Annotated in this window: 12 protein-coding genes and 1 pseudogene; 8 read left to right on the top strand and 5 right to left on the bottom strand. The window is 72.1% G+C overall.

Annotated features, from left to right (window positions below):
* Window positions 1-288 precede the first annotated feature (288 nt).
* On the bottom strand, window positions 289-2,007 hold the full coding sequence (locus CR470_RS18720; RefSeq protein WP_097868720.1) for an MFS transporter: 1,719 nt from the start codon (window positions 2,005-2,007) through the stop codon (window positions 289-291).
* A gap of 460 nt (window positions 2,008-2,467) precedes the next feature.
* Here CR470_RS18720 and CR470_RS18715 point away from each other — a divergent pair, with 460 nt between their 5' ends.
* Both CR470_RS18715 and CR470_RS18710 read left to right on the top strand, forming a co-directional pair.
* A complete protein-coding gene (locus tag CR470_RS18715) occupies window positions 2,468-3,256 on the top strand; it encodes an ABC transporter ATP-binding protein (protein WP_097868719.1) in 789 nt (262 codons plus the stop codon).
* Complete coding sequence (locus tag CR470_RS18710) at window positions 3,253-5,838, top strand: ABC transporter permease (protein WP_097868718.1); 2,586 nt, start codon at window positions 3,253-3,255, stop codon at window positions 5,836-5,838. The genes CR470_RS18715 and CR470_RS18710 overlap by 4 nt, the downstream gene beginning before the upstream one ends.
* A gap of 143 nt (window positions 5,839-5,981) precedes the next feature.
* Here the strand turns inward: CR470_RS18710 and CR470_RS18705 are convergent, their stop codons facing one another.
* Complete coding sequence (locus tag CR470_RS18705) at window positions 5,982-6,656, bottom strand: response regulator transcription factor (RefSeq protein ID WP_097868717.1); 675 nt, start codon at window positions 6,654-6,656, stop codon at window positions 5,982-5,984.
* 708 nt (window positions 6,657-7,364) lie between these two features.
* Here CR470_RS18705 and mfd point away from each other — a divergent pair.
* Window positions 7,365-10,898, top strand: a complete 3,534-nt coding sequence (gene mfd, locus CR470_RS18695) for a transcription-repair coupling factor (protein WP_097868716.1) — start codon at window positions 7,365-7,367, stop codon at window positions 10,896-10,898.
* Between the two features lie 50 nt (window positions 10,899-10,948).
* Here the strand turns inward: mfd and CR470_RS18690 are convergent, their stop codons facing one another.
* A complete protein-coding gene (locus CR470_RS18690; protein ID WP_097868715.1) occupies window positions 10,949-11,536 on the bottom strand; it encodes a TetR/AcrR family transcriptional regulator in 588 nt (195 codons plus the stop codon).
* 114 nt (window positions 11,537-11,650) lie between these two features.
* On the opposite strand from CR470_RS18690, the gene CR470_RS18685 reads away from it, so the two are divergent.
* Window positions 11,651-12,520, top strand: coding sequence for an SCO6745 family protein (locus tag CR470_RS18685; protein WP_097868730.1), 870 nt, complete (start codon window positions 11,651-11,653; stop codon window positions 12,518-12,520).
* A gap of 126 nt (window positions 12,521-12,646) precedes the next feature.
* Window positions 12,647-13,426 (top strand): HNH endonuclease family protein, encoded by a 780-nt coding sequence (locus CR470_RS18680; protein ID WP_097868714.1) that lies wholly within the window; start codon window positions 12,647-12,649, stop codon window positions 13,424-13,426.
* Window positions 13,427-13,452: 26 nt separating this feature from the next.
* Here CR470_RS18680 and CR470_RS18675 read toward each other — a convergent pair whose 3' ends face one another.
* Window positions 13,453-14,115: a hypothetical protein gene (locus CR470_RS18675; protein ID WP_097868713.1), complete on the bottom strand. Its 663-nt coding sequence runs from the start codon at window positions 14,113-14,115 to the stop codon at window positions 13,453-13,455.
* Window positions 14,116-14,275: 160 nt separating this feature from the next.
* Between CR470_RS18675 and CR470_RS18670 the strand changes: the two genes are divergently transcribed.
* Entirely contained in the window at window positions 14,276-15,022 is a 747-nt protein-coding gene (locus CR470_RS18670; protein WP_097868712.1) for an N-acetyltransferase, read from the top strand.
* 35 nt (window positions 15,023-15,057) lie between these two features.
* Entirely contained in the window at window positions 15,058-15,645 is a 588-nt protein-coding gene (locus tag CR470_RS18665; protein ID WP_179892306.1) for a cysteine hydrolase family protein, read from the top strand.
* Between the two features lie 98 nt (window positions 15,646-15,743).
* Here CR470_RS18665 and CR470_RS18660 read toward each other — a convergent pair whose 3' ends face one another.
* Window positions 15,744-16,472 carry a hypothetical protein gene (locus CR470_RS18660; protein ID WP_097868710.1) on the bottom strand — a complete coding sequence of 243 codons (729 nt, stop codon included), beginning with the start codon at window positions 16,470-16,472 and terminating at the stop codon, window positions 15,744-15,746.
* Window positions 16,473-16,679: 207 nt separating this feature from the next.
* Between CR470_RS18660 and CR470_RS18655 the strand changes: the two are divergent.
* Window positions 16,680-17,272 (top strand): annotated as a pseudogene (locus CR470_RS18655) (N-6 DNA methylase); the annotation flags it as partial.

The raw sequence follows: 17,272 nt of genomic DNA, 5'->3' as shown, positions 1-17,272 counted from the left end.
GCGGACGGACCGGCCCGTACTCAGTCGTCACGGCAGACCTTTCAGGTCTGCGTACGGGCGAGGGCGTGCCCGACGCCGGCGGGGACCTGTTCGTGGGCCTTGTCGTGCGGAAGGCGGAAGGCGGAAGGCGGAAGGCGGAAGTGCCCACGCGGCAGTGGCGCTCGCGGTGGGCCGAGCCGATCGATGACGCGGTCAGCCGCTGACGTCGAGATGGCGGAGAACGGCGCGCGCAGGCACACCGTCCGCAGCGAGATCGTCCCATCCTGGCCGGTGGTCGCGTGACCTCCCTCAGGAGGTGGCGTCCTGTCGGCCGGCCGTCGCTCCGGCCCCGGGAGCGGCGGCGGCCTCCGGGGCGTCGGGTTCGGCGATGACCGGGAAGCGGCGCGGGGCGAGGGTGATCAGGGCGAGCAGGGCCAGGGCCGCGGCCCCGGCGGCTCCGATGTAGACGAGGTCCACCGCGGCGTCGACCGCCCGCCGCAGGTAGTCCGTCGCCGCCGCGGAGAGGGTCCCCGGGTCCTCCAGGGCGCGGGCGACCGCGTCCAGGTCGTCGGGGAGGCCGGCCACCGGGGCGTCGAGGAGGCGGGCGGCCAGGACGCCGTTGGCGACGGCCCCGAAGACCGCCGCGCCGATGCTCTGGCCGACCTGGCGGCAGAAGAGGACGGACGCCGTCGTCGTACCGCGCTCCGCCCAGCCGACCGTCGACTGGACGCCCACGATCAGGGGGAGCTGGAAGAGACCGAGGGCCGCGCCGAGCAGGAGCATGAGGAGAGCCGGGTGCCAGGGTTCGCCGGGGTAGGGGAGAAGGGGGAAGGCCAGCAGGATCAGCAGGGCGGCGCCGATGCCGATGACCGCGGTGAGCCGGAAGCCGATGCGGTTGTAGACCCGGTCCGACAGGGCCGCGGTGACGGGCCAGCTCAGCGTCATCACGGAGAGCACGAACCCGGCCGCTATCGGGCCGAGGCCCAGCACCGACTGGGCGTACGTGGGGAGGAAGACGGTCGGCGCGACCATCAGCAGGCCCAGCGCGCCGAGCGCCAGGTTGACCGAGGCGATGGTGCGCCGCCGCCACACCCAGCCCGGGATGATCGGCTCCGCCGCCCGCCGTTCGATCACGACGGTGAGCGCGGCCAGCGCCGCGCTCGCCCCGAACAGTCCGAGCGAGGGCGCCGAGAGCCAGGGCCAGGCGACGCCGCCCTGCACGAGCGCGGTGAGCAGCAGGGTGCCGGTCGCGAAGACGGCGAGCGCGCCCGCCCAGTCGACGCGGGGCCGGGCGGCGGGGCGGGGGCGGGCGGGTTCGTGGAGATGGCGGACGACCAGCCAGAGGGCGACCGCGCCGACCGGGAGGTTGATCAGGAAGATCCAACGCCAGTCGGCGTACCCGGCGAGCAGCCCGCCGACCACCGGTCCGGCGACCGCGGAGGTGGCCCAGACCGTGGACAGCTTCGCCTGGATGCGCGGGCGTTCCTTGAGCGGGTAGAGGTCGGCGGCGATGGTCTGGACCGTGCCCTGGAGCGCGCCGCCGCCCAGGCCCTGGACGATGCGGAAGGCGATGAGCGCGGCCATGTTCCAGGCGGCCGCGCAGAGGATCGAGCCGATCAGGAAGAGGATGATCCCGGCTATCAGGACCGGCTTGCGGCCGAAGGTGTCGGAGAGCTTCCCGTACAGGGGGAGCGTGACGGTGACGGCCAGCAGATAGCCGGAGAAGAGCCAGGAGAAGACGGTGAACCCGCCCAGGTCGCCGACGATCTGGGGGACGGCGGTGGACACGATGGTGCCGTCGATGGCCGCCAGCGCCATGCCGAGCATGAGTGCCGCCACGACGGGGCGGCGGCCCCGGGGGGTGGTGAGGGCGGGCGGCGCGTTCGTGCCGTCGCCGCCCGTATCCGCGTCGGGGCCCGTATCCGCGTCGGGGCCCGTACCCGCGCCGGGGGTGGAGCCCGCGCCGGGGGTGGAGCCCGCCGCTGTGCCGTCCGCGCCCACGTCGCTCTTGTCGTCCGTGCCGCTCACCGGGTTTCCTTCCCTATGCACGTATCTCCCGGGGTACTGTCTCATCCGGAAGCGCCGTACGGGGCCGGGACGAGGAGAACGGCTGAGGGGTCGGAGGGGGAAGGGGCAGGGTGGGGAAGGGGCCCCGACGGACCCTGCCGTTCCGGTTGGGCGGCCGCCCCGTCCGCGGTCCCGCCGGGCCGAACGGTGCCCCTGACCTCGCCTCCCCCTGGGGGACGAGTCCCCTAGGGGGTGCCCCCTCATAGTGGCCAGGGCCCGTTCCTCCCGGCGGAGGACGTGGCGGCAGGGGGCGTTTCCTTAACCTGTTCTTACGTCGCTGCTACGGCCCGCCGCAGGGGGCGGGTGGGGAAAACCCCACCTGAAGACTGCGCTGGGCACCATCGCGCCGGACACCGTCCAGAACCCAGACTCGGACCGTACCCAATGACGTCCAGTCATCGACCGACATAGGAGAAATACCGTGACAACGGCTGTGACCATTCCCAGGCACGGGGGCACTGGAGGGCGTACGGCCGTCGCGGCGCGAGCGCGGCAGGTCGTGAAGGCGTACGGCACCGGGGAGACCCGGGTCGTCGCACTCGACCACGTCGACGTGGACATCGCCCGCGGGCAGTTCACGGCGATCATGGGCCCGTCCGGCTCCGGCAAGTCGACCCTGATGCACTGCCTGGCCGGGCTCGACACGGTGACGTCGGGCGAGATCTATCTCGACGAGACCGAGATCACCAAGCTCAAGGACAAGAAGCTCACCCAACTCCGGCGTGACCGGATCGGGTTCATCTTCCAGGCGTTCAACCTGCTCCCGACGCTCAACGCGATCGAGAACATCACGCTGCCGATGGACATCGCGGGCCGTAAGCCCGACGCCGCCTGGCTCCAGCAGGTCGTGGAGACCGTCGGGCTCGCCGAGCGCCTCAAGCACCGCCCCACCCAGCTCTCGGGCGGTCAGCAGCAGCGCGTGGCCGTCGCCAGGGCGCTCGCCGCCCGGCCGGAGATCATCTTCGGTGACGAGCCCACCGGGAACCTGGACTCCCGCGCCGGGGCCGAAGTCCTGTCCTTCCTCCGCAAGTCGGTCGACGAGCTGGGCCAGACCATCGTCATGGTCACCCACGACCCCGTCGCCGCGTCCTACGCGGACCGGGTGCTGTATCTCGCCGACGGTTCCATCGTCGACGAGATGTACGACCCGACCGCGGACCAGGTCCTCGACCGCATGAAGCACTTCGACGCACGTGGGCGGACGTCATGACTGTCTGGAAGACCTCGGTGCGCAACTTCCTCGCGCACAAGGGCCGGATGGCCCTCTCCGCCGTGGCGGTGCTGCTGTCCGTGGCGTTCGTCTGCGGCACGCTCGTCTTCACCGACACGATGAACACCACCTTCGACAAGCTCTTCGCGGTGACCTCGCCCGACGTCACCGTCAGCCCGAAGACGGCCGGCGAGAACGACGAGCAGCCCGACAACGGCAAGCCCGCCTCCCTGCCCGCCTCCGTCGTCCAGGAGGTCGCGAAGGCCGACGGGGTGAAGAAGGCGGAGGGCGCCGCCTTCTCCATGGCGGTCACCGTCGTCAACAGCGAGAACAAGAACATGGGCTCCGACACCGGAGCCCCGACCATCGCGGGCAACTGGACCGAGAACGACCTGCGTTCGATGGAGATCACCTCCGGACACGCACCCCGCGGCCCCACCGAGGTGATGGTCGACGCCGACACCGCGAAGAAGCACAAGCTCAAGATCGGTGACGAGCTGCGCATCATCGCCGCCACCGGCGACATGAAGGCGAAGATCAGCGGCATCGCGTCCTTCACCGTCACCAACCCGGGCGCGGCCGTCGTCTACCTCGACACCGCCACCGCCCAGAAGCAGCTGCTCGGCGCCCCTGACGTCTTCACCCAGATCCTGGTGAGCGCGGAGAGCGGCGTCAGCGACACCCAGCTGAAGAAGAACGTGGCCACCGTCCTCGACGGCTCGGCCGCGTACAAGCTCCAGACCCAGCAGGAAGCCACGGACGCCAACAAGGACTCCATGGGCTCCTTCCTGGACGTCATGAAGTACGCGATGCTCGGCTTCGCCGGAATCGCCTTCCTCGTCGGCATCTTCCTCATCGTCAACACCTTCTCGATGCTGGTCGCCCAGCGGACCCGTGAGATCGGTCTGATGCGGGCCATCGGCTCCAGCCGCAAGCAGGTCAACCGGTCCGTGCTGGTGGAGGCGGTCCTCCTCGGCATCGTCGGCTCCGTGCTCGGTGTCGCGGCCGGCGTCGGCCTCGCCGTCGGGCTGATGAAGGCCATGGGCGCCGTGGGCATGGAGCTGTCCACCGACGACCTCACCGTCGCCTGGACGACCCCGACGATCGGCCTCGTGCTCGGCGTCGTCGTCACCGTCCTCGCCGCGTACATCCCGGCCCGCCGGGCCGGCAAGGTCTCCCCGATGGCCGCGCTGCGCGACGCCGGGACCCCCGCCGACGGCAAGTCCGGCTGGATCCGGGCCGGTATCGGCCTGTTCCTGACGGCAGCGGGCGGTGCGTCCCTGTGGGCGACGACCCAGGCGGACAAGGCCACCGAAGGCTCGATGTTCCTCGCCGTCGGCGTGCTCCTGACCCTGATCGGCTTCATCGTGATCGGCCCCCTCCTGGCCGGTGTGGTGGTGCGGGCCCTGAGCGTCGTCGTCCTGCGGCTCTTCGGCCCGGTCGGCCGGCTGGCCGAGCGCAACGCCCTGCGCAACCCCCGGCGTACGGGAGCGACCGGAGCGGCCCTGATGATCGGGCTCGCCCTGGTGGCGTGCCTGTCCGTCGTCGGGTCCTCCATGGTGGCCTCGGCCACCGAGGAGCTCGACAAGTCGGTCGGCGCGGACTTCATCGTCCAGGACAGCAGCACCGGCCGCCCGATCGTGCCCCAGGCCGCCGACGCCGTGCGCGCCGTCCCCGGCCTGGAGCACATGACCGACTACACCTTCGTCAAGGCGAAGATCACGGCCCCGAACGGCAAGACCGAGGACGACGGGATCACCGCCGCCGACCCGACGTACCAGCAGGACGTCCGGCGCACCGTGCTCTCCGGCGACCTCTCGAAGGCGTACGGCAAGAACGCCATGTCCGTCGGCGAGGACTACGCCCAGAAGTACGGGGTCAAGGTCGGCGACACCCTCACCGTCGCGTTCAAGGCGGGGGAGACGGCGAAGCTCAAGGTCGCGGCCATCACCTCCGACGACACCAACATCGACCGCGGCGCGATGTACACCAACCTCACGACGGCGGCGTCCTACGTCCCGGCCGACAGCATGCCGCAGAACGTGGCCATGTTCGGCATGGCGGAGGAGGGCAAGGAGAAGGAGGCGTACGCGGCCCTGAAGAGCGCGATGGCCGAGTACCCGGTCTACAAGGTGCAGAACCAGGCCGACTTCAAGGAAGACCTGAAGGACCAGATCGGCCAGTTGCTGAACATCGTGTACGGCCTGCTCGCCCTGGCGATCATCGTCGCGGTGCTCGGTGTGGTGAACACCCTCGCCCTGTCCGTGGTCGAGAGGACCCGCGAGATCGGCCTGATGCGCGCCATCGGGCTCTCCCGCCGGCAGTTGCGCCGCATGATCCGGCTGGAGTCCGTGGTCATCGCCCTCTTCGGGGCGCTGCTCGGACTCGGACTCGGCATGGGCTGGGGCACCGCGGCCCAGAAGCTGCTGGCGCTGGAGGGCCTGGAGGTCCTGGAGATCCCGTGGCCGACGATCCTCACGGTCTTCGCCTGCTCCGCTCTCGTCGGACTGTTCGCGGCTCTCGTCCCGGCTTTCCGGGCGGGCCGGATGAACGTCCTGAACGCCATCGCGGCGGACGGGTGAGCGAGTGCCTTCCCGGCGACGGTGAGCCCGCAGGTGTCACCGTAGGATGACCGGCAGGCCCCGGGACGTTCCTCCAAACGTCCCGGGGCCGAGCCCGTTCCCCGCCCCCGCGGGCGATGGACACCACCGGGAGTCCTCGGGCCTCAGATCCAGCCGCGTTCCCGGGCCAGCAGCGCGGCCTGCACCCGGCTGGCCGCGCCGAGCGTCTGCATCAGATCGGCGACGTGCCGCCGGTAGGTCCGCACCGACACCCCCAGCTTCCGCGCGCCCGCCTCGTCCTTGCCCACCGTGCACATCGCCACCAGCACCCGCCGCTCGATGCCGGAGGGATGGGGGGCCGAGGCGTCCTCGCCGCCCTGTGTGCCGTCGCCCGCCCGGGACAGCTCGTCGGCCTGGTCCCAGATGCGTTCGAACAGGGAGGTGATGTGGGAGATCAGGCCGCTGCGGTGGGCGAGGAGCGCGCCCCGCGAGGTGTCGGGAGCGGGCGTACGGGCCCCCTGCTCCGCGCGTAGACCATCAATGACGTGCCGCGATCGGGTGACGCCCCGCAGCTCCTGGTGGAGCGCGTGCAGCCGGACGTCCACGAGCCGGGTGAGGGCCACCTCGGGATCGGCCGGGAAGATCCGCCGCTCGGCGTCCTCGGCGCGCAGCAGCCCCAGCTCCTGGAGCCGGGTGATCCGGGCGCGCTCCTCCCGGGGCCGGGAGCCCGGCAGGAGGTGGAGGTCCTCGGCGCGGGTGCCGGGGTTACGCAGGAAGTGCCGGTAGATCTCTTCCTCGGCCTCCGGGATCCCGAAGACAGACATCTCGTTCTCGTCCACGTACGCCCCCGATGCCTCATGCCGTGGGGGCGCGCGCCGAGGGGGATCGCCCCGCGCCGCCCGCCCCGCCCGCCGCCCGCTCCGCCGTGCCGTTGACCGTGCCCCGTGCTCTGCGCCTTGTGCCCCGTGCCGTTGACCGTGCCCCGTGTCCTGTACCGCATGTGTGCCGCGCTCGGCCGTGCGCTCGCCCGCGTGTCCGTGCAATGGTCGGGCAAAGACTAGACGCTGGGATCACTCCTGTGAGGATCCCCGACGGAACTGCGTGCGGGACGGAGACGAACGGCGCGCGACCGTCGACGAGCGGCGGTGTCGGCACGACGGGCGGCGGGGCGGCGGCGGAGAGGGCGTGAACCCGGGCCGCCGGGCCCGGGGATACGGGCGGCGCCCGCTCGCTCGTTGCGAGCGCGGTTGTCACCCCCGGGTCGTACTCTGGAACCCCCGGCCCCCGGGGGTGCCCGGCGGATCATGGCCGGGGCCACGACGTCCGGCACGGCGCCTCGCCGCGTCGCCGAAACGCCCGAATCGCTCCGCGACGAGGACGCTCCGGTGCCTCGCGACGCACCGCACCGGACGCCGCGACCCCTTCCGTCCCTGATCCGCCGGGCACCCCCGACGTGTCGGGCCCTTCGCGTTGCCCCTGGCAGCAGCCGGCTGTCAGGGAACCCGCGCTGCCAGTACCCCCTGATCTGATCCCCGGACGGAAACTTCATGAGTCTGCACGGTCTGCTGGATGTCGTCGTTACGGACGCGGCGCTCGCCGAGGCGGTGAAGGCAGCCGGAGGCGGGCACCGGGCGCACGTCGACCTGGTGGGCCCGCCCGGCGCGCGGCCGTTCGCCGTGGCCGCGCTGGCCCGGCAGACCGGCCGGACCGTGCTGGCCGTCACCGCGACGGGCCGGGAGGCCGAGGACCTGGCCGCCGCGCTGCGCACGCTGCTGCCGCCGGACACCGTGGCGGAGTACCCGTCCTGGGAGACCCTGCCGCACGAGCGGCTCTCGCCCCGCTCGGACACCGTGGGCCGCCGCCTCGCCGTGCTGCGGCGGCTCGCCCACCCGCGCGAGGACGACCCGGAGACCGGCCCGGTCTCCGTCGTCGTCGCGCCGGTCCGCTCCGTGCTCCAGCCGCAGGTCAAGGGGCTCGGCGAGCTGGAGCCCGTGGCGTTGACCGGCGGGCAGAGCGCGGATCTGGGGGAGGTGGTGGACGCACTGGCGGCCGCCGCGTACTCCCGGGTCGAACTGGTCGAGAAGCGCGGCGAGTTCGCCGTACGCGGCGGGATCCTGGATGTCTTCCCGCCGACCGAGGAGCACCCCCTCCGGGTGGAGTTCTGGGGTGACGAGGTCGAGGAGATCCGCTACTTCAAGATCGCCGACCAGCGGTCCCTGGAGGTCGCGGCGCACGGGCTGTGGGCCCCGCCCTGCCGCGAGCTGCTGCTGACCGACCAGGTTCGCGAGCGGGCCGCCGCGCTGGCCGAGGCCCACCCGGAGCTGGGCGAACTGCTCGGCAAGATCGCGGAGGGCATCGCGGTCGAGGGCATGGAGTCGCTGGCCCCCGTCCTGGTCGACGACATGGAGCTGCTGCTCGACGTCCTGCCGAAGGACGCGATGGCGGTCGTCTGCGACCCGGAGCGCGTCCGCACCCGGGCGGCCGATCTGGTCGCCACGAGCCAGGAGTTCCTCCAGGCGTCGTGGGCGGCGAGCGCGGGCGGCGGCGAGGCCCCGATCGACGTGGGCGCGGCCTCGCTGTGGGGCATCGCGGACGTCCGGGACCGGGCCCGCGAGCTGGACATGATGTGGTGGTCGATCTCGCCGTTCGCGGCCGACGCCGCCGACCACGACGACGACACCCTCCAGCTCTCCATGCACGCCCCCGAGGCGTACCGGGGCGACACCGCCCGCGCGCTCGCCGACACCAAGGGCTGGCTGGCCGACGGCTGGCGCACGGTGTACGTGACGGAGGGCCAGGGGCTCGCCGCCCGTACGGTCGAGGTGCTGAGCGGCGAGGGCGTCGCGGCCCGCCTCGACGCGGACCTGACCGAGATCACCCCGTCGCTGGTGCACGTCTCCTGCGGGGCCATCGAGCAGGGGTTCGTCGACCCGGCGCTGAAGCTCGCCGTGCTCACCGAGACGGACCTGACCGGTCAGCGCACCGCCACCAAGGACCTGGGCCGGATGCCGGCCCGCCGCCGGAAGACGATCGACCCGCTGACGCTGGAGGTCGGCGACTACATCGTCCACGAGCAGCACGGTGTCGGCCGGTACGTGGAGATGGTGCAGCGCACGGTCCAGGGCGCGACCCGCGAGTATCTGCTCGTCGAGTACGCCCCGGCCAAGCGCGGCCAGCCGGGCGACCGCCTCTACATCCCGACCGACCAGCTGGAGCAGGTCACCAAGTACGTCGGCGGCGAGGCCCCGACGCTGCACCGGCTCGGCGGCGCGGACTGGACGAAGACGAAGCAGCGGGCGAAGAAGGCGGTCAAGGAGATCGCGGCCGACCTGATCAAGCTCTACAGCGCCCGGATGGCCGCCCCCGGCCACGCCTTCGGCGCGGACACCCCCTGGCAGCGCGAGCTGGAGGACGCCTTCCCGTACGCGGAGACGCCCGACCAGCTGTCCACGATCGCCGAGGTCAAGGAGGACATGGAGAAGACGGTCCCGATGGACCGGCTGGTCTGCGGCGACGTCGGCTACGGCAAGACGGAGATCGCGGTCAGGGCCGCCTTCAAGGCGGTCCAGGACGGCAAGCAGGTGGCGGTCCTCGTCCCCACCACTCTCCTCGTCCAGCAGCACTACGGCACGTTCACCGAGCGCTACTCCCAATTCCCGGTCAATGTCCGCGCCCTGAGCCGCTTCCAGTCGGACACGGAGTCCAAGGCCACCCTCGAAGGCCTGAAGGACGGCGCCGTCGACCTGGTCATCGGCACCCACCGCCTCTTCTCCTCCGAGACGAGGTTCAAGGACCTGGGCCTGGTCATCGTGGACGAGGAGCAGCGGTTCGGCGTCGAGCACAAGGAGCAGCTGAAGAAGCTCCGCGCCAACGTCGACGTGCTCACGATGTCCGCGACCCCCATCCCCCGTACGCTCGAAATGGCGGTCACCGGCATCCGCGAGATGTCCACGATCACCACCCCGCCGGAGGAGCGCCACCCGGTCCTCACCTTCGTCGGCCCGTACGAGGAGAAGCAGATCGGCGCGGCCGTACGGCGTGAACTGCTGCGCGAGGGCCAGGTCTTCTACATCCACAACCGGGTCGAGTCCATCGACCGCGCCGCCGCCCGCCTCCGCGAGATCATCCCGGAGGCCAGGATCGCCACGGCCCACGGCCAGATGTCCGAAGCGGCCCTGGAACAGGTGGTGGTGGACTTCTGGGAGAAGAAGTTCGACGTCCTGGTCTCCACGACGATCGTCGAGTCCGGCATCGACATCTCCAACGCCAACACCCTGATCGTGGAGCGCGGCGACAACTTCGGCCTCTCCCAACTGCACCAGTTGCGCGGCCGGGTGGGCCGAGGCCGGGACCGGGGCTACGCCTACTTCCTGTACCCCCCGGAGAAGCCCCTCACCGAGACCGCTCACGAGCGCCTGGCCACGATCGCCCAGCACACGGAGATGGGCGCGGGCATGTACGTGGCGATGAAGGACCTGGAGATCCGCGGCGCGGGCAACCTCCTGGGCGGCGAGCAGTCCGGCCACATCGCGGGCGTCGGCTTCGACCTGTACGTCCGCATGGTCGGCGAGGCGGTCGCCGACTACCGGGCCCAGATGGAGGGCGGCGAGCAGGAGGAGCCGCCGCTGGAGGTCAAGATCGAGCTTCCGGTCGACGCGCACGTCCCGCACGACTACGCCCCCGGCGAGCGGCTGCGCCTCCAGGCGTACCGCGCGATCGCCTCGGCCTCCTCGGAGGACGACATCCGCGCGGTCCGGGAGGAACTGACCGACCGCTACGGCCCGTTGCCCGAACCGGTCGAGAACCTCCTCCTGGTCGCCGGCCTGCGCATGCTGGCCCGCGCCTGCGGCGTCGGCGAGATCGTCCTCCAGGGCTCCAACATCCGCTTCGCCCCGGTGGAGCTGCGCGAGTCCCAGGAGCTGCGCCTGAAGCGTCTGCACCCCAAGACGGTCATCAAGCCGGCCGCCCACCAGATCCTGGTGCCGCGCCCGACGACCGGCAGGATCGGCGGCAAGCCGGTCATCGGCCGCGAGCTGCTGGCGTGGACGGGGGAGTTCCTGACGACGATCCTGGGGTCGTAGCGCCGGGCGGCGGAGCCCCGGCTCGCCGTGCGGCCGGGGCGGCGGCCGGATCAGCCGCCTCCCCGCCCCTCCGGCACGAAGATCAGGCCGGTGAGGGACCGGAAGACGGCCTCCGGGTCCCGGCCCTCCAGCGCGTCCGACAGGTTGTCGCTGAGCAGCAGCGTCGCGAAGCCGTGGGCCAGGGACCAGGCGGCCACGCCCGCGAGGCGGTCGTCCTCGCCCCGGCCGCCCGGCGGAAGGTCCGCCACCCCCGCCCGCAGCGCCTCGGTCGCCCGGGCCCGGGCGGCCAGCAGGTCCGGGTCGTCGGCGCGGTGCAGGTCCGGCTGGAACATCACCGGGAAGTGCGCCGGGTGCGTCGCCGCGAACCGTACGTACGCGACGCCCCGTTCGCGGAGGTCCGGCGCGTCGGCCAGCGCGTCGGCGAACAGGGCGTACCCCTCGGCGGCCACGGCGGTCAGCAGGCCCGTGCGGTCCTTGAAGTGGTGCGCGGGCGCCGCGTGAGACACGTCCGCCCGCCGGGCCAGGTCGCGCAGGCTCAGGGCCCCGGGGCCGTTCGCCGCGATGACGTCGAGAGCGGCGTCCAGGATCACGCGCCGCAGGTCGCCGTGGTGGTACGTGCGCTCGCGCTCGTTGCTCATGGCACCACCCTACCCAGCATCTAGTCATTGACAAGTTCCATTGGCGCGCGCACGCTGGAACCCTGATCTAGTCACTGGCAAGATCCGTGAATTCCGTCCGGGAAGGTGGAGATCATGACCGGAGAACCGGCCCGTGTGCGGCAGATGTGGCACCTCCTGGAGCCCCTGCACGCCGTTCTGTACTACGCCCCCGAGGCCTTCGAGGAGGCCGCCGCGCTGGGGTACGACACCGAGGAGCGCTGGTCGAGCTACTTCGCATGGCGGGCGGCCCCGTCGGGGGCGACGGGTGCGGAGGAGGCCGTGCGGACGTTCCACAGCTTCGCCCCGGAGATGGTGGAGCGCTACGTTCCGGCCGTCTGGTCGACCGCCGCCCCGGACGCGGTCCTCGCGGCCCGGCTGCGGGCGGTCGACCGGTCCTGCCGGGCCCTGTTCGGGGACCGGGTGGAGGAGCCGCGGTTCGAGGAGGCCGCCGCACTGGCCCGCCACGCGGCGGAGGCGGCGGGCCCGGGGACGCCCGGCGGTCTCGGAGCCGCCAACTCCGCGCTGCCCTGGCCGGACGCTCCGCACCTGGTGCTCTGGCACGCGGCGACCGTTCTGCGTGAACACCGGGGCGACGGGCACATCGCCGCCCTGACCGAGGCGGGCCTCGACCCGGTCGCATCGCTGGTCTCCTTCGCGGCGGTGGGCGCGGCGCCCCCCGAGGTGTTCGCGAGCCGGGGATGGGGCACGGAGGCGTGGGGGGCGGCCCGGCGGCGGCTCCGGGAACGCGGGCTGCTGGCAGCGGACGGCACGGCCACGGACGCGGGGCGCGAGCTGCGCGCGCAGGTGGAGCTGCGTACCGACGAGGAGGCCGCCGCGCCGTGGCGGGCGCTGGGGGAGACGGGGCGCGAGCGGCTGGTGGAATTGCTGGGGGACCCCTGGCTGGCGGTCATCGGCTCGGGGCTTCTGCCTGCCGCGAACACCCTCGGCATCGGGAAGGGGTGACCGGGCAGGGGAGCACGGTGCGCTGAGCCGCAGTCATGGAAGCGCCTTCGACGGGGAAGACGCCCATAGGATTCTCGGCGTTCGGCTTTCTCCCCGTCAGGACGGCTCCACGTGATAGTTCCCCGTATGCACGGTACGTACCGCGCGGCCCTGCCCGCCATCGGCGTCCTCGTCGCGCTCACGCTGACGGGCTGCGGCCCCGACGACCTCGCGGCCGACGGCGGAGACAGCGCGAGCGGCGGGACCAACGGCGGCGCGCGGTCCGCCGAGGGCTTCGGCGCCAGCCCGCTGGACAACCCCGACGGTACGAAGCCGGGCCTGGCCCCCCTCACCACCGACGCGGACCGGGCCGCCGCCCGGAAGATCATCGAGAAGGTGGCCACCAAGGGCCGCGGCCCGAAGACCGGCTACGAGCGGAAGAAGTTCGGCTACGCCTGGAAGGACGGGATCGACGGCATCCCGCTCGCCCGCAACGGCTGCGACACCCGTAACGACCTGCTCGCCCGGGACGGCAAGGACATCGAGCACAAGGCGGGGTCCGACTGCATCGTCATGTCGATGACGCTCCAGGATCCCTACACCGGTGAGCGCATCGACTGGCGCAAGCAGCAGGCGACCGAGGTGCAGATCGACCATGTGATGCCGCTGTCCTACGACTGGCAGATGGGCGCCGCCCGCTGGAACGAGTCCAAGCGCGAACAGATCGCGAACGACCCGCTCAACCTCCTCCCGGTGGACGGCCCGGCCAACAACGCCAAGCGGGACTCCGGCCCCGCCTCCTGGCTGCCCCCGTACAAGCCGGTCCGCTGCTCCTACGCGGTGCGGTTCGCCCAGGTCTCGCTGAGGTACGAACTCCCGGTCACGACGGCCGACAAGCGGGCCATGCTCGCCCAGTGCGGCGGCTGAGCGGCCGCCGCACCGGGGGCGGACCCTTAGACCTTGCCGCCGCAGATGACGTCGTACGGGCGGCCCATCGCCATCATCAGCTGCATGGGTTCGGTGGTTGCCGCCGGGCACTCCTTCTTCTCCTTGACGAGACCGAGGACCTTGAAGTCGTCCGCCCCGGCCGAGGCGCAGGCGATCTCCTTGGCGGTCGCCGAGATGCAGTCGCCCTCGACGAGCTGGCCGCCCCCGGCGCCCGCGTCCCCGGGGTGCTCCCCGGACAGGTTGCGGCCGCAGACCGTGTTGGTCGGGATGCCGCCGCCCTTCTTGCCGTCGCCGGAGCCGAAGACCCGGGAGACCTGGATGATCAGGTCCGTTCCGGCCGGGCACTGGATCGCGTTGGGCATGATGCTCGCGCTCTTGATCTCCAGCGCCTCGAAGGTCGCTCCCGACTCGTCGCAGTCGAAGGCCCGGTAGCCGTCCGGCTTGTTCTCCGGGTCCGGGCCTCCGCAGTCGCCGATCTCCCACGAGCCGCCCTTGCCGTCCGAGGCGGACGAGGACGAGGACGACGTCGAGGACTTCTTCGAGGAATCGTCACCGAAGAGCTTGGACGCTCCGTAGCCCAGACCGAGGATCACCGCGAGCACCACCAGGCTCTGCAGGCAGCCGGCGCCTCTCCGGGGGCGGGTCGGTGTACTGCCGGGCTGGGTCATGGTTCTGCTCCTCGACGAGTGGCGCACAGGAGTGCGAAGTCACGGGTGGGGACGCGGCATGCACACCTCATGGTTCCGGCCGGATCACCCCGGTGAGCCGGCGGTGGCCCGAGCCGATATTTGCTGGTCGGAGCGGCGGAAGCTGTTTAGGGTCGCGCGTATGGAGCTGAACATCACCACCCTCGCCGAGCGCCCGGAGCTGGCCGACGCCCTGGACCGGATGCCGGACACCTGGCCGGAGTTCATACTGGAGGACCTCGTCGGCTGGGCGAACTTCCCGCGGATCGCGGTCGAGTTCCCCCAGTACGTGCTGGTCGCCACCGACCCCGAGGGCGTCGTGGTCGCCCGCGCGTTCAGCGTGCCCTTCCTGCTGGACGCCCCCGGGCGCGGCGAGCTGCCCGTCGGCGGCTGGGACCAGGTGCTGCTGTGGGCGTTCTCGGACCTGCGGCGCGGGAACACGCCCGACACGGTCAGCGCGATCGACATCACGGTGGCCACCGGCCATCTGGGCAAGGGGATATCGGGCCGGATGCTCGCCGCGATGCGCGACAACGCGCGACGGCTCGGTTTCGGGCAGGTCGTCGCCCCGGTGCGGCCGAACGGCAAGCACCTGCGGTCCGGCCTGCCGATGGAGGAGTACGCCCGGCTGACCCGTGCCGAGGACGGGCTGCCCGAGGACCCCTGGCTGCGGGTGCACGCCCGGGCGGGCGGGAAGGTGGACTCGGTCGCCACCGTGTCGATGACCGTGCGTGGTTCGCTCGCCCAGTGGCGCAAGTGGACCGGGCTGCCCTTCGACACGGACGGTCCGGTGGAGGTGCCGGGGGCGCTCGTCCCGGTGCACTGCGCGCTCGCGCATGGTTTCGCGGTCTACGTCGAGCCCAACGTCTGGGTACGGCACCGGCTGTGATGCCCGTGTCCGACGGTCCGGGTACGGCGCCCGTCGTGACGCCCGAGCCCGCCCCCGCGCCCGCCCCCGCCCCCGCACTCCTCGTCATCGACATGCAGAACGCCCTGGTGGCGATGGCGTACCGGGCGTCCGCCACCGTCGCGGCCATCGCCGGACTCCAGGAGCGGGCCAGGGCGGCCGGTGCGCCGGTGGTGCTGGTGCAGCAGCGGGACGAGGAGCTGGAACCCGGGACCGAGGGGTGGCGGATCGTGCCCGAACTGGCGCCCGCCCCCGGTGAGACGGTCGTGCCCAAGGCCGCCCCGGACAGCTTCCTGGACACGGAACTGGGCGCGGTCCTGCGTGCCCGGGGAGCCACCGAGGTCGTCGTCACCGGGTTCGCGACCGAGATCTGCGTCGAGTCCACGGCCCGGCAGGCGTTGAGCCGGGGGTACGACGTGGTGCTCGTCGCGGACGGGCACACCACGTCCGTCCGGCCCGGCCCCGGCCCGTACGCCGCACCGGAGGCGTCCGTCGCGCACCACAACGAGATCTACCGCAACCTCCGTTTCCCCGGCCGCCGGGTGCGCGTACTGCCGGCTGCCGAGGTGGACTTCACGGGCTGGGCCCCGGCGCCGGCGGGGTGACCGGGGACGCGCACGCAACCCGCAGGTGGGCCGAGCGGCCGGCCCGGCGGGTACGTGGACGGCGGTCGCCGCGCACGCCCCGGCGGGCGGGCCGAGCCCTACTGCTCCAGGTCGACGATGTCCTTCGCGGCGGGCTTCTCCGCCACGACGGGCACGTCGAACTCGGACAGGTTCATCGTCATCGGCTCCTCGCCGCCCCGGGACGTGACGCGCAGGATGTACGGGGCGCCCTCGGCGGAGACGTCGATGGTGAACGTCTCCTTGCCCTCCTTCTCCGTGAGGCGCAGAGCGGGCTTGCCGGCGACCGTCGTGGGGCCCTTCTTGCGGGCGGCGTTGTCGCTCGCCTCGAACTCCTTCAGCAGTCCCTTCAGGTCGCAGAACTCGATGGTGTCCTTGGTGTCCGGTTCGGAGGCCTTCGACTCCATCCAGCGGCCGGCGATCAGCTTGACCGCCGCGTCCACGTCCTCCTTCGGCTCGCCCTTCGACTGCTCGCGCAGCAGGGTCTCGTCGAGCTTCGTGTAGACCGTTTCGCCGGTCTTGCGGACCTCCATCGTGCCCGCGCCGCCCATGGTCATCGATCCGGTGCAGTCACCCCCCAGACTCGTGGCGAAGTCCGCCTCGACCCGGCCGTCGGAGGTGGTCATGTCGAGCCCGATCCGCAGGGACTTCACCCCGGTGGTCTTCGTGAGGGCCTTGTTCACGACCTCCGGTCCGGAAACCCCGGCGAACGGCCCGGTCTCCTCCGGGGCGTCCGTGCCGCAGGCGGCGAGGCCGAACAGGGCCATCGCACAGACGGTGTTGACGGATATACGAACGATGAGACGCATGGGGTTCAGGCTCCGGAAGGAGAGGCGCACGGCGCCGGTCAACAGGGGGAAAACGGCCCTGGCTTGGGCGGACCCATAAGAACAGAGCTTGTGAACCGAGTCAACACGAAAGATCTGTGACAGGTCGGGCAACGATGCTTTCCGGTGTGGTGCGGGTGATTCGCTATGCTCGCGGGCAGGCAGCGCGGACGGACCGAGGGAGAGCCAGTGCCGGAGAACGCGACGGAGGTCACCGCGGCCGGGATCGCGCGGCTGGCGGGGGTGGGCCGTGCCGCCGTCAGCAACTGGCGCCGCCGCCACGCCGACTTCCCCCAGCCCATTGGCGGCACCGCGGCCAGCCCCGCGTTCGCGCTGTCCGATGTGGAGCAGTGGCTGCGCGACCAGGGAAAGCTGGCCGAGGTGCCGCTGCGCGAGCGGGTCTGGCAGGAGGTGGCCGGCCACCCCGCGGGGGCCGCGCAGGCACTGGTGCACACCGGCTGCGCTCTGCTGCTCGTCCGTGACCGGCCCACCGCCTGGCTGGAGTTGACCGCCGCGCCCGACGAGCGGATGGCCGACGTGCTGCCGCAGGCCGTGGACCATGTGCTCACCGCCCGGCTCGGCCCCGACGCCCCCTCCGGCGTCCCGGGGACCGGCGGGGCCGCACCCCCAGGAACCGTCGGCCCACCGGAGACCGCCGACGCGACCGGGCCCGACGCAGCCGTGCCCGCATCGACCACGCCCGGCCCCGCCGCCCCCGGCCCCACCGCCCCCGGCCCCACCGCCCCCGGGCCCGCGGCCGGTCCTGTCTCTTATACACATCT

Source organism: Streptomyces sp. rh34 (assembly GCF_002551245.1).
GTDB lineage: Bacteria > Actinomycetota > Actinomycetes > Streptomycetales > Streptomycetaceae > Streptomyces.
The sequence above is the reverse complement of the archived record's forward strand: the minus strand, read 5'-3'. Positions and strand labels throughout refer to the sequence as shown.